The organism is Gillisia hiemivivida, from assembly GCF_007997295.1.
Lineage (GTDB): Bacteria > Bacteroidota > Bacteroidia > Flavobacteriales > Flavobacteriaceae > Gillisia > Gillisia hiemivivida.
In genome coordinates, this window is record NZ_VORY01000011.1 from 1 (window position 1) to 13,266 (window position 13,266).

Consider the following 13,266-nt stretch of genomic DNA (forward strand, 5'->3'; position numbering starts at 1 on the left):
ATCAAAATGATCCACTAAGAATTGTGGCAATACAAGCTTAATTAAATCTAGGTAGTTATCCAAACCTCTTTTTTTGGCAAATATCGAACTACATTTTCAATTCACACACAACTTTTGAGATTGATCCGTGAGAAGCCTGTCCTGAGCTTAGTCGAAGGGAAACCGGTCTTTCGCTCTAACCTTTCGTGATCATCCCCTCCTAAATCCTCCCCGAAGGGGAGGACTTTCAACTTTGCTTTTTTGAACTTCTCCCTAAAAGTTATTATTTCGCGTTGAGTAATTTGATATTTGGAATTCATTGGCTCCCTTCCCTTTGGGAAAGGCCGGTGTTGGGATGAGTGAGGACTTTTAACCCTAGTCCTTTATACTTTTCCCTAAATGCTATTATTTCACGTTGAGTGATTCTAATATCTAGATCTCATTTGCTCCCTTCCCTTTGGGAAGGGCTGGGGTTGGGATGAGGAAAGACTTTTAACCCTAGTTCTTTATACTTCTCCCTAAAAGTTATTATTTCGCGTTGAGTAATTTGATATCTGGAATTCATTGGCTCCCTTCCCTTTGGGAAGGGCTGGGGTTGGGATTAGGGAAGACTTTTAACTTTACTCCTTTGAACTATTCTAAAAAATAGAGAATCCCGTGAGTGTGGTCAGTTTTTCCAAGGCTGCCATTCCCAATTCAGAATTGCCTTTTGGGTTTAAAATCGGGCTCCATACAGCGACAGAAAACTGAGAAGGGTGAATAGCAACAATACCACCACCAACACCACTTTTTCCGGGTAAGCCGACTTCAAAACTAAACTCGCCTGCTTCATCGTAAAATCCGCAGGTTTGCATCAAAGCATTTATACGTTTAACCCTTTCTTTTGAAATAATTTTTTCTTCGGTCCCTAATAATTTTCCTTCGTTCGCAAATAGCATAAAAGCCTTTGCCAGTTCCTCACAGGACATTGTTAAAGAGCATTGATGAAAATAGAAATCTAATATGGGTTCAACATCGTTTTTAATGTTTCCTAATGCCTTCATATAGTTTACCAAACCATAATTTCTATACCCGGTGGATTTTTCAGATTCGGCAACCTTAAGGTCATAATTTATCTCATTGTTACCCGAAAGTTTCCTTACAAACTCCAAAAGATCGTTTTTGGGATCATCTAAATTAGACACCAAAATATCTGCAATTACTAATGCTCCGGCATTTATAAATGGATTTCTAGGAACACCTTGTTCATACTCTAACTGGGTCAAGGAATTAAATGGGTCGCCAGATGGTTCTACATCTACACGTTCCCATAAGGATTCTCCTAGGATCTGCATTGCCATAGTTAAAGTAAAAACCTTGGAAATACTCTGTATAGAAAATTTTTCTTGGCTATCCCCAAAAGAATAGTGACCAGAATTTCGGCAATAAAGATGCATCCCAAATTTTTTAGGATCTACTTTTGCCAGTTCAGGAATATATGATGCAACCTTACCAATAGCATTGTGATAGCTTGTATCTTCATGAATAGTATTGAGAATCTTTTGATAATCCATTTTATATAATTTCAGAGAGATTGCTATTGGAGACTAATTCTTTTGGTTCTTTGCCAACTGTAAAGATCCTTGCAGAAAGACTGCCTCTTAGAGTAATATTTTCACCTTTAATTTCTAACCAACTTCCTTCTCTAATACCAACAACTGGCTGTGTATTTATAGTGTGGAATTCTTTGATTCTGGTTTCACGAGTTTCACCTTTGTGTTTCGAATTAAGATCTGGATCTAAATAATGCGGATTTATATTAAAAGGAACAATTCCCAATGTTTTAAAACTTGGCGGGTATATTATAGGCATGTCATTAGTGGTTTGCATTGTAAGACCTCCAATATTGGTTCCTGCACTGCTGCCAAGATAAGGAGTTCCCGCTAAAATTTGTTCTCGCAAAGGCATCATCAAATTATTGCGATGTAACTTATCCACCAACAAAAAAGTGTTTCCGCCACCTGTGAATATGCCTTTAGCTTCTTTTAGAGCTTGCTCTTTATCTTTAAATTCGTGTAATCCTTTTACATTTATAGAAATAGTTTCAAAAGCTTTTTTTGCTATAGAGGTATATTCCTCATGTGTAATTCCTCCAGGTCTGGCGAAGGGAATAAAAATTATTTCATCACAATTTTTAAATAACTTAGCAATTTCTGGCAATAAGTAAGCTAAATATTGTTGACCGTGCAAGGTTGAAGTACTTGCTAGTATGGCATTTTTCATTCACTAATTTTTGTAAATTTAAGTATTGTGACGCTTTAACCAAAGTTTAAGTAAACCTTGTTATATTTATTTCGTCTTAAATTGTTTCTTTAAATAAATCATTTCTATGAAAAAACTTACCTACCTATTTTTTGCCTTCTTTTTCGTGCAGTTTGCCTATGCGCAATCTAATGATAGAATTAATATAAGTGGCTCTATTGAAGTTCCTGTAGGGGACGACCCCCAAGGAATCAGTGTTTTTAATATTAATTCTAAGGAAGGAACAATTTCTAATTCTGAAGGAAAATTTACTATTGCTGTTGCAGAAAATGACAGTATTAAGTTTTTTGCTGTTCAGTTTCAGGAATTTTTGGTGGTAATAGATAAACGTGTTCTGGAAAGCAAAAAATTGAATATCTATGTGAGTGAGCTGGTAAATAGACTCCCAGAAGTGCTGGTTTCTCCATATGATCTCACTGGAGAATTGAATGTTGATGTAGAAAAATTAGAAGTGATCCAGTTACCTGTTAATATTGAGGTTGGTATCCCACAAGGTGAATTTGCCAATGTAGAGAATGTAGCGAATTTTGGGAAGGCACCAAAAAATCAGGCCTTGGCTTTTAATCAGACCAGATTAGTAAATGGCATCAATTTTGTTAATCTCTTCAAGCTTTTGTTAATATCTAACAAGAAAAATGATATTTCTAATCCATATTCTAATTCTTATGAAGAAATAGATGTTGAATTAAGACAACTATATAATGACCAGTTCTTTAAAGATAATTTTAATATTGATTTAGAAAACATCTCAGATTTTATCTTATATGCAGATACAAATGGTTTGGATGAAGAAATGTTAAGAAAGGGAAATGAATTAGATCTTATTGATTTTTTAATGGAGCAGAGCAAAAAATATAAAAAGCAGCTGAATAAAAATTAACCTTCATCTTAAAAAATAGTATGCGAAATGAAATTTATCTAAAAGTAATTGCCCTACTATTATTAACTATTTCTCCTCTAATAGCTCAAGAAAACATTCAACTTAGCGGAAATGTCTCAGCACCTCACCTAGAAGGAGCTTCCATTCATATTATAAATTCTACACAAAAAACAGGCACGGTGAATTCAGTTTCAGGATCGTATAAGATCTTGGTGAGAGAAAATGATGAATTATTGTTTTCTTCCGTTCAATATAAAAATGTCAATGTAATCATTACTTCAGAAATCATATCGAAAGGTGTTTTGAATGTTGTGCTGGAAGAAGATTTAAATGTCCTAGCAGAAGTAAATATTAGTAATATAAATCTTACCGGTGATATCGCAAAAGATATAGCAAATATGGAGGTTGTAGACCTTCCTGTAAACATTAATTTTGGAGATGTTAAAAACATAACCTTTGAGGCAGATATTAATGATCCCGCAGAAGCACCAAGAAACAGAGCGTTTGAAAGTAATACGATAATGCAACCTGGAGTAAATATTATGGGATTACCTGGGGCGATATCTGATCTTCTAGGTATTAAAAAAAAGACTCCAGTTAGAGTATATAAAGGTCCTGTAAGAACTTCCAGTGAACAGTTAAGACAATTGTTTCAGGAAGATTTTTTCGTTAATACCCTGGAGTTGGAAAAAGACTATATAGAAGATTTTATTTTTTATGCAGAAGATCAAGGGCTGAGTATTCTTCTTGAAAATTCAAATAAACTAGTCTTAATTGAATTTTTAATGGAAAAGAGTAAAAAATATAAAATGCAATTGAGTCAAAATTAATCGCTGCACAAAGTGTCACTATGAAAAAACAATCTTATCTAAAAGTATTTGTACTACTACTATTTACGGTTACACCTTTGTTAGGTCAAGAAAATACCCAGTTAAAAGGAACCGTTTCTGCACCCTTTCTGGAAGAAGCATCTATACATATCATAAACACTACTCAAAAAACCGGAACGGTAAATTCAGATTCTGGATCTTTTCAGATCTTGGTGAGAGAGAATGATGAACTTTTATTTTCTTCTATTCAATATAAAAATATCACAGTTGTAATTACTTCAGAAATCATAAAAAGTGGCTTTTTAGAGGTGGCTTTAACTGAAGATGTAAATGTTCTTGCTGAAGTAAATATTAGTAATATAGCTCTTACTGGAAATATTAATACAGATATTTCAAACATGCAGGTTTTAGATGATCTTCCTCTAAATTATGGTTTAAGTGATATTAAACATATGAATTTTGAAGCAGATATTAATGATCCTTTAGAAGCTCCAAGAAACAGAGCATTTGAGAGTAATGAAATAATGGGGCTCGCGCTTGGTGGGGCCAGTATTTCGATAGATGGAATGTTTAATAGAAAAGAGCGCAAATTTCTTGCTTTTGTATCTTTAAGTAAAGCTTCTAATGAGGAATTAAAACAGTTGTTTCAAGAGGATTTTTTTATTGATATACTGAAGGTAGAAAAGCAATTTATAGATGATTTTATATTTTACGCTATAGATCAAGGCTTGAACGAGCTTATAAAACAATCCAATAAAATTGCGGTAACTGAATTTTTGATTCGGCAGAGTAGGAACTATAACCTGCAATTGAGTAAAAATTAACTAATGTTAAAAATAGAAATGATTAAAGGAACCTATCTAAAAGTAATAACCCTACTATTATTTACTGTTTCCCCATTGTTAGCTCAAGAAAACACCCAATTAAATGGCCGCGTTTCTGCCCCTTTTCTGGAAGAAGCATCTATACATCTCATAAATACTACTCAAAAAACCGGAACGGTAAATTCAGATTCTGGATCTTATAAGATTTTGGTGAGAGAAAATGATGAACTTTTGTTTTCTTCCGTTCAATATAAAAATGTTACAATACTCATTACTTCAGAAATTATTCATAATGGGGTATTGGATATCGTTTTGGTTGAAGATTTAAATGTTCTTGCTGAAGTAAATATTAGTAATGTAGCTCTTACTGGAAATATTAATACAGATATCGCCCAGATTCCAATTGTTCGGGATTTGCCGGTAAATTTCTCAATTGGGGACATAAACAACATGACTTTTGAATCGGATATAATCGATCCTCAAAAGGCTCCTTTAAATTTAGCATTAGGCCAGCGGCCAGGTCTTCCCGGTGCTGATGTTATAGGAATTATTGAATTAATACTTAGCCCAATACTTCCAGATCCGAAACCACCTGAGATAAAACTGAATTTAGATAAATACAAAAACAATAGTGATATAATAGCGCATTTACGTTAACTTTTCGACGAGAAATTCTTTACTGAAACCTTGACGATTAAAAAGGATTTTATAGATGATTTTATATATTATGCAAATGATAATGGATTGGGAGTAATCTTGGTGAAACCTAAAAATCAGTTTGCCTTGATCGAATTTTTGATAGAACAAAGCAAAATTTATAACAAGAGCAAATTGGGGCTTAATTAGTTTTTATACTTCTTGCAGATTCCTTCAAATTTAGTTTTTATTTATAGCTAAATTATTTATTTACAACCACTTATATTCTTTCTTGAATAATTATTAAAAATTTATTCTCTCTTTTTGGAACATTTTTTGCTTTTAGGTTACTTATAGACTAATAAGGTGTCTTTATGATATCTCCTTAATTTTTTAATATTTTATGAAAATCAAATTTTTCTTACCCATTATTTGTGTTTTAATGTTAATGTCTTTCTCAGTAGCGCATAAATTCTACGTAAGTGTTACAGAAATTGAATACAATGAGAAAGCTCACAGCCTTCAGATAATTTCCCGCGTTTTTATAGATGACATGGAAGATTTACTTCAAACTAGATATGACAAAAATATCAGGTTAAGGAAAACCAACGAAAGTTCTTCTGTTCCAAACTATTTGAAAAAATATCTGAATGATAAACTTGAAGTTAAGATAGATGGAAGGTTAACCGAAGTCAATTATTTAGGAAAGGAATATGAGGATGATATGCTTTTGCTTTATTTAGAAATTCCAAAAATCACTGCCTTCAAAAAAATAGAAGTCAAAAATGCAATTCTAACAGATATGTTTAGCGAGCAAAAAAATCTAGTGCACGTTAACTATAAAGGTTCAACCAAAAGCTTGATCCTTAATAAAGCCAAGCAGGAAGATGTGTTAAATTTTAACAATTGAATTGTAAGGCTATAATTAATACTTATTTTTATCAACATTAAAAAACAACAAAGTACAAATGAGAAAATTTAAATCTGCCATGTTGGTATTTTTCTTAGTTCTTTCTACTGGAATGTATGCTCAGGAAACTGAAGCTCCAAAGGAAGAAGTAAAGGAAATGGGCCACACCAATCAAAACAAATTCAAACAACTTTATGAGGAGTTTTCAACTCCAAATCAATACAGAGCAGCTTCGGGAGCCCCGGGCGCGGCATACTATCAGAATCAAGCCGATTATAAAATGGACATTGAGTTAGATGATAAAACTCAAAAGCTTACCGGGGTAGAAACAATCACCTATCATAATAATTCCCCAGATGATTTAGAATATTTATGGGTTCAGTTAGATCAGAATATCCGTACCAAAAATTCTGCAGCATTAGAGAAGAACGGTAGTGGTATAGCTGCAGTTAATCAGCCAGGAACTTTTGCAAATCAATTTTTGGACGAGTCTTTCGATGGTGGTTTCAATATAGAGTCTGTTACTAAAGATGGAAAAGCTCTTGCTCACAGTATTAATTTTACAATGATGCGTGTAGACTTGCCACAACCTTTAAAGGCTGGTGAGAGCACTTCATTTTCTATTAAATGGTGGTATAATGTAAATAATCATGTTACCGATAGAGCTAGATCTGGATACGAACATTTTCCTGAAGACGGGAACAATGTATATGTAATCGCTCAGTTCTTTCCAAGAATGGCAGTTTACAATGATGTAGAAGGATGGCAAAATATGCAGTTTTGGGGTAACGGTGAGTTTGCGCTTCCATTTGGTAATTATGAAGTGAATATTACTGTTCCTGCAGATCATATCTTAGATGGAACTGGTGAAATTCAGAATAGAAAAGATGTTTATACCAAAGACATGATGAAAAGGTATGAGCAAGCTAAAAAATCTTACGACAATCCTGTAATTATTGTTACTCAGGCTGAAGCAGAAGCTGCTGAGAAACAATTTTCAGACAAAAAGAAAACATGGAAGCTTAAGGCTACTATGGTGAGAGATTTTGCATTCTCTACTTCAAGAAGATTTGTGGTAGACATGATGAATGTAGATGTTATGGGGAAAGATGTTATGGCTGTTTCTATGTATCCAAAAGAAGGGAATCCTTTATGGGAGGAATATTCTACAAGAGCAGTAGCTACAACCTTAACTTCTTACTCTAAGCATACTTTCCAATATCCATATCATAAAGCAATTTCTGTACATGCAAAGAATCAAGGGATGGAATATCCAATGATCTGCTGGAATTACGGGCGTCCTGAAGAAGATGGTACCTATAGTGACCGTGTGAAATTTGGGATGATAAGTGTGATTATCCATGAAGTTGGACACAACTTTTTTCCAATGATCGTAAATTCTGATGAACGTCAGTGGGGTTGGATGGACGAAGGTTTAGATACTTTTATGCAATATTTAGCTGAACAGGATTTTGCGAAAGAATATCCTGCAGCAATTTCACCAGAAACTGCGTATCCATCAAGAAGAGGGATGCCTGCTAAAATTGTTCCTTATATGAAGGGAGATCAAAAGTATATTGCTCCTATCATGTCTAATCCAGAGAATGTATATCAATTAGGAAACAATGCCTATGGAAAGCCTGCAACAGCATTAAATATTTTAAGAGAAACAGTAATGGGGCATGAGCTTTTTGACTTTTCTTTTAAAACCTATGCACAACGTTGGATGTTTAAGCATCCAACCCCTGAAGATTTCTTTAGAACTATGGAAGACGCTTCTGGCGTAGATCTAGATTGGTTTTGGAGAGGTTGGTTCTATGGTACAGACTATGTAGATATAGGAGTTAAAAATGTAAAGAAATATTTCGTTACAGACCAAGCGACCAAAGAAGGTTTAGCGATGTTAGAACGTTATGGAGTTACAGATCCAGAAAGTATGGATTTGGTATATGTAGTAGAAGAAGGAAGTGATGAATATTCTGAAGATATGAAATCTAAGAGCCTTCTAGAAAATGCTCCAAAATTACAGGAATATTTAATGGATAATTTTACTGCTGAAGAGCGTGCGAAAATGAAGTCTCCTAAATATTTTTATGAGATCACTTTCGATAAGCCGGGTGGTTTGGTAATGCCATTGATAGTTGAATTCACCTATGCAGATGGAACTACTAAAAATGTAACCTATCCAGTACAAGTTTGGAGAAAGAATGATTCTGAAGTTAGCAAAGCAATTGCAAGTGATAAGGAGATTACTAAAGTAGTAATAGATCCTAACATGGAAACTGCCGATGTGAATCTAGATAATAATAGCTGGCCTCAAGAAGCTAAAGACAGCAAATTTGAACAGTTTAAGAAAGAAGATGGAGAGTAATTCTTCAGAAAAATAAATTAAGCCGACTTTAACGAGTCGGCTTCTTTTTTTAATAGATATTGTGATTATCTTTGTTCCTATGATAACTATTCCATTATTTATAAGTGGTGCCGAAATTGGTTTTATAATATTTATATTAATCATGGTTTTTGGTGCCGATAAAATACCAGACATCGCTAGAGGTCTAGGTAAAGGTATGCGTACTTTAAAAAATGCTTCTAACGACATTAAAAGTGAAATTACTAAAAGTGCCGATAAACAAGGTATTAATAAAGATGTCTCCAACGATGTTAAAAATGAAATCAGCAAAGTAAAAGAGGACTTAGACGAAATAACAGGATCTATAAAACGTAGGTTTTAATGTTAGACCAGTTGAATAAATGGGACAGGGAACTGTTTATTTATTTAAATAGTCTTGGAATTGAAGAATACGATAGTTTTTGGATCTTCGCGACCAATATCAAACATTGGATACCTCTATATATTCTTTTTTTTATTCTATTTTTTATTGCTTTTCACAAGAAGAAAGCTCTTTTCAATTCTGCGTTCTTATTAGCCTCATTTCTTACCACCTTGGCGTTCACTAATTTCGTGAAAGGTATTGCAGTAAGACTTAGGCCTAATAATGATCCCGAATTATTGGATATTATTAGAATTTTACAAACCCCAACTAATTACAGCTTCTTTTCAGGACACGCTTCCTCTTCTTTCGTTGTTACTACTTTTGTGGTGCTAAGTCTAAGAGAAAAATATAAGTGGATATATGTAGTTTATATCTGGCCAATTATATTTGTTTTAAGCCGAGTTTATGTTGGTGTTCATTATCCTTTAGACCTTTTAGTAGGTGGGATAGTAGGTTTGATCTTTGGCTATATATTCTATGAATTATATCTTTTAGCAGGAAAAAGATTCTATTAAGCTTTCTTTCGGCTTAAGCTCAATCCATCCCTTATAGGTAATAGCACGGTTTCTAATCTAGCATCTGTTGCTACCATTTTATTGTATTCTAAAAGCGCTTTCGTAGACACGTCATCTTTCTTTAAGGTTTCTACCACCTTGCCACTCCACAATACATTATCTGTAAGTAAAATACCCCCAGGATTTAATTTATCTATTATAAGATCGAAATAAGCAGGATAATTAGGCTTGTCTGCATCCATAAATACAAGATCAAATTTCATGTCTAAATTTGGTAAAATTTCTAAAGCTTCGCCTAAATGTTGATGGATTTTATCTCTATAACCAGAAAGCTCAAAATATTTATTCTGAATAGATTGCAACTCTTCATTGACATCTAAAGTGTGAATTTCTCCATTCTCCTTTAAACCTTCAGCTAAACAAATTGCCGAATATCCTGTATAAGTTCCTAATTCCAATATGGTTGATGGATTAATTATTTTAGAGAGAATGCTAAGTAGACGCCCTTGGTAATGTCCGCTAAGCATTCGAGGCTGCAAGATTTTCTGATACGTTTCTCTGGTTAATTGCGCTAAAATATCAGGCTCGGCTTGGGTGTGAGAAACGGTATAATCATCTATGGCTTCAGGAAGAAAATGCATGGTTGTATATTTTACAGCAAATTTAAACATATCTCCTTTCGTAAAACCTCAAGAATTAAGAATTGTTAATTTTAGTAGCTGAATATTAGTGGTATTTTTACATTAAATTAGTGCTATGAGATTTGAAAACACCCTAGACTTTGCTAAAAAATTAGATAATGAAGATAAATTAGCTTCTTATAAGAATGAGTTCATTTTTCCGAAAGTAAACGGAAAAGAAGTGATTTATTTCACTGGAAATTCTTTAGGACTTCAGCCGAGATCTGCTAAAAAATATGTAGATGAGGTGATGGAAGATTGGGCGAATTTGGCTGTTGAGGGTCACTTTTATGCGGAAAAGCCTTGGTGGGATTACCATGAACGTTTTTCAGCTAAACTAGGAAAAGTGGTAGGAGGAAAACCAAGTGAAATTACAGTGATGAATACTCTTACGGTAAATCTTCATTTATTGATGGCTACTTTTTACAAACCTGAAGGAAAAAGATTCAAAATAATTTGTGAAGAAAAAGCCTTCCCGAGCGATCAATATATGATAGCATCTCAGGTTAAATTTCATGGGTATACAGAAGATGTAGCCGTAGTAAAAGTAGAGAAGCGTGAGAATGAACATCATTTTAGAACGGAAGATATACTTGCGAAAATTGAAGAAGTAGGAGACGAATGCGCTTTAGTACTTATAGGAGGGGTTAATTATTACTCTGGGCAAGTCTTGGACATGGAGACTATAACGAAGGCTGGACACTCCATTGGCGCAAAAGTAGGTTGGGACCTTGCTCATGCCGCTGGAAATATTGAATTAAAATTACACGATTGGGGAGTGGATTTTGCGGCCTGGTGTAGTTATAAATATATGAATTCTGGTCCAGGGAATGCGTCTGGCTGTTTTATCAATGAAAAATATCACGATAAAAAGGATATCACCAGATTAGAAGGATGGTGGGGGCATAATAAGAAACGTCGTTTTTTAATGGAACCAGAATTTCAGCCAGAACCTAATGCGCATGCCTGGCAAATTAGCAACGCTCCAATTTTAGCAATGGCTCCATATTTAGCCTCTTTGGAAATGTTTGATGAGGTAGGGATGCCTGCACTTATTGAAAAAAGAAACAGAATTGTGGCTTACCTTGAATTTATCTTACATGAAATTGATAAGGAAGTGGATGCAAGTTTCGAAATTATAACACCTTCTAAGCAAGAGGAGAGAGGAACTCAATTATCGGTTTTTCTTCACGGTGAAGGAAAAGAGCTTTTTAATTTCTTAATGGAGAATGGGGTGATCACAGATTGGCGAGAGCCAAACGTTATCCGCTTGGCTCCTGCACCATTTTACTGTTCTTTTCAAGATATGTACAATTTTGGACAGATCTTGAAGAAGGGTATACTCAAAAATTAACAAATCCTGAGTTATTTGAATTTAATATCTGTAAAATACAGCTGAAAGCTACTATCTGCAGATTTGTGCATTTTTGCAATAGGAATGCCTTTAAAAGTTTCGTAGTCTTCCCAGGTAGTAGTTAGTTCTCTACCTGTTGAAGAAACATAAGTCCATTCCTTGATCATATTATCATCTCCAAGAAAGAGGTGGTAAGAATCGTCTGGAGAATATCCACCTTTACCTTTATAATTAACGGTAAGCATTTGCATTTCCTTATTACTGATTGGTGCTACTCCTTTTTCATTATAAGTAGATTCATAATCACTCCACATTAATTGATATGGAAACAGTAACCAGTAAGAATCGTTTACGAATTTTTGATCTGCAGCCAATGCATTTTCGGTTAAACTATCTCCTTGGGTGTAAGCAATTGTTTCACCTTCTTCTGTGAGCTCTACTTTTTTGGTTTCTGGAAACCATTTCCAAGATCTTTCAGCACGTAATGTGTCATTTAATTTCACATTGAATGTGAAGTTCAATTCCTCTAGCTCTTTGAATTTCTCCATACCATTGGCATTTGCAATTTTTTCGGCAATAGGAAGTTCTTCAGAAGATATTTCAACACTGGATTCATCTAATTTCTCTTTTTTCTGAGAATCGTTTTTACAGCTAACTAAAAAGATAGCAAGCAGACATAGAGTAAATATTTTTTTCATAATTCAAAATTTTAATTAAAAGTAGGTATTATTGAGGTATTTAAAAATAAAGCATAAAAAAAAGCCCTTTGAATTTCAAAGGGCTCTCTAAGATTTATATATTTATTACAAACTTCTTCCAGTGAGAAGTTTGTACAGTATAAGTATTACTGCGATCACGATTAAAATGTGGATGATACTACCTAAATCTGGAAAGGCAAAATATCCTATTAACCATCCAATTATTAGTAGTACTACGATTAGCCAAATTAAATCTTTCATATTGTCAGTTGTTTAGTGCAGCACAATTGCTGCTTATTAATGGTTATAGATTAAATGGTTAAGAAATACAATACAATTAGATAAATCTAAAAAGCACACATTCCTTAATTAATAATCTGATTAGATTTCGATACGAATTTATGAAAAGCACTAACTAATCTAAGCTATTTTAACGAGTGTTTAACTAACCTCTTAAAATATTCTGAATTTAAAATAAATTTTCTTCATCTTTTATAATCAAGAAATACCTGTCAAACAATCTTTAACGACTTATTAAAAAGAATGTTAGTAGAGCTTAGACTAACTTTTCCAATATTTTTGCTTCATTAAGTTTAAACATTCAAAATCTTAGTTTTCATTTTCAGCTTTATTAATTCTCATCTCAAGTTCTTCTAAAACTTCATTTACAGACTCTACGTTATCTGAGGATTTTTGATGAGCATCCTCCATGGCCTTTTCCAATTTTTTGTCGGGGTGTTGAAAAAGGTCCGTAATTACGTGGTTAATTTTATCTATAACACTTTCCTGACTGTGTTTAATATCTTCTAATTTATTTAAGATGCTTTTTAATTGATCTATTTTTTCTTGTTTCATTGTTGTAGTTTTAGATTATTAATATATACT

Annotated in this window: 15 protein-coding genes; 9 read left to right on the forward strand and 6 right to left on the reverse strand. The window is 33.6% G+C overall.

Annotation, left to right across the window (positions count from 1 at the left end; all coding sequences use genetic code 11):
* Window positions 1-617 precede the first annotated feature (617 nt).
* Together ES724_RS10135 and pepE are read right to left on the reverse strand one after the other, a co-directional pair.
* Window positions 618-1,532: a glutaminase gene (locus ES724_RS10135; protein WP_146932649.1), complete on the reverse strand. Its 915-nt coding sequence runs from the start codon at window positions 1,530-1,532 to the stop codon at window positions 618-620.
* A 1-nt stretch (window position 1,533) separates the two neighbouring features.
* The gene (gene pepE / locus ES724_RS10140) at window positions 1,534-2,241 is read right to left on the reverse strand and encodes a dipeptidase PepE (protein ID WP_146932651.1); all 708 of its coding nucleotides are present in this window, start codon (window positions 2,239-2,241) and stop codon (window positions 1,534-1,536) included.
* Between the two features lie 106 nt (window positions 2,242-2,347).
* Between pepE and ES724_RS10145 the strand changes: the two genes are divergently transcribed.
* The 8 genes from ES724_RS10145 (at window position 2,348) to ES724_RS10180 (ending at window position 9,649) form a co-directional block, all read left to right on the forward strand.
* Window positions 2,348-3,160 (forward strand): hypothetical protein, encoded by an 813-nt coding sequence (locus ES724_RS10145; protein WP_146932653.1) that lies wholly within the window; start codon window positions 2,348-2,350, stop codon window positions 3,158-3,160.
* Between the two features lie 20 nt (window positions 3,161-3,180).
* The gene (locus ES724_RS10150) at window positions 3,181-3,990 is read left to right on the forward strand and encodes a hypothetical protein (protein ID WP_146932655.1); all 810 of its coding nucleotides are present in this window, start codon (window positions 3,181-3,183) and stop codon (window positions 3,988-3,990) included.
* A gap of 20 nt (window positions 3,991-4,010) precedes the next feature.
* Window positions 4,011-4,814 (forward strand): hypothetical protein, encoded by an 804-nt coding sequence (locus tag ES724_RS10155; RefSeq protein ID WP_146932657.1) that lies wholly within the window; start codon window positions 4,011-4,013, stop codon window positions 4,812-4,814.
* A 3-nt stretch (window positions 4,815-4,817) separates the two neighbouring features.
* Complete coding sequence (locus ES724_RS10160; RefSeq protein ID WP_146932659.1) at window positions 4,818-5,471, forward strand: hypothetical protein; 654 nt, start codon at window positions 4,818-4,820, stop codon at window positions 5,469-5,471.
* Window positions 5,472-5,853: 382 nt separating this feature from the next.
* Window positions 5,854-6,360 (forward strand): DUF6702 family protein, encoded by a 507-nt coding sequence (locus ES724_RS10165; protein ID WP_146932661.1) that lies wholly within the window; start codon window positions 5,854-5,856, stop codon window positions 6,358-6,360.
* Between the two features lie 58 nt (window positions 6,361-6,418).
* On the forward strand, window positions 6,419-8,731 hold the full coding sequence (locus ES724_RS10170; RefSeq protein WP_146932663.1) for a M1 family metallopeptidase: 2,313 nt from the start codon (window positions 6,419-6,421) through the stop codon (window positions 8,729-8,731).
* A gap of 79 nt (window positions 8,732-8,810) precedes the next feature.
* A complete protein-coding gene (locus ES724_RS10175) occupies window positions 8,811-9,092 on the forward strand; it encodes a Sec-independent protein translocase subunit TatA/TatB (protein ID WP_026837792.1) in 282 nt (93 codons plus the stop codon).
* On the forward strand, window positions 9,092-9,649 hold the full coding sequence (locus ES724_RS10180) for a phosphatase PAP2 family protein (RefSeq protein WP_146932665.1): 558 nt from the start codon (window positions 9,092-9,094) through the stop codon (window positions 9,647-9,649). Before ES724_RS10175 ends, ES724_RS10180 begins: the two co-directional genes overlap by 1 nt.
* On the opposite strand, the gene ES724_RS10185 is transcribed toward ES724_RS10180, so the two are convergent.
* Window positions 9,646-10,290, reverse strand: coding sequence for an O-methyltransferase (locus ES724_RS10185; RefSeq protein ID WP_146932666.1), 645 nt, complete (start codon window positions 10,288-10,290; stop codon window positions 9,646-9,648). The two genes, ES724_RS10180 and ES724_RS10185, sit on opposite strands and share 4 nt — an antisense overlap.
* A gap of 115 nt (window positions 10,291-10,405) precedes the next feature.
* Between ES724_RS10185 and kynU the strand changes: the two genes are divergently transcribed.
* Window positions 10,406-11,683, forward strand: a complete 1,278-nt coding sequence (gene kynU, locus ES724_RS10190) for a kynureninase (RefSeq protein WP_146932668.1) — start codon at window positions 10,406-10,408, stop codon at window positions 11,681-11,683.
* 11 nt (window positions 11,684-11,694) lie between these two features.
* Here the strand turns inward: kynU and ES724_RS10195 are convergent, their stop codons facing one another.
* The 3 genes from ES724_RS10195 to ES724_RS10205 form a co-directional block, all read right to left on the reverse strand.
* Window positions 11,695-12,381, reverse strand: a complete 687-nt coding sequence (locus ES724_RS10195) for a hypothetical protein (RefSeq protein WP_146932670.1) — start codon at window positions 12,379-12,381, stop codon at window positions 11,695-11,697.
* Window positions 12,382-12,486: 105 nt separating this feature from the next.
* Window positions 12,487-12,642: a lmo0937 family membrane protein gene (locus ES724_RS10200; protein ID WP_146932672.1), complete on the reverse strand. Its 156-nt coding sequence runs from the start codon at window positions 12,640-12,642 to the stop codon at window positions 12,487-12,489.
* A 348-nt stretch (window positions 12,643-12,990) separates the two neighbouring features.
* On the reverse strand, window positions 12,991-13,236 hold the full coding sequence (locus tag ES724_RS10205; RefSeq protein WP_026837797.1) for a hypothetical protein: 246 nt from the start codon (window positions 13,234-13,236) through the stop codon (window positions 12,991-12,993).
* Window positions 13,237-13,266 lie beyond the last annotated feature (30 nt).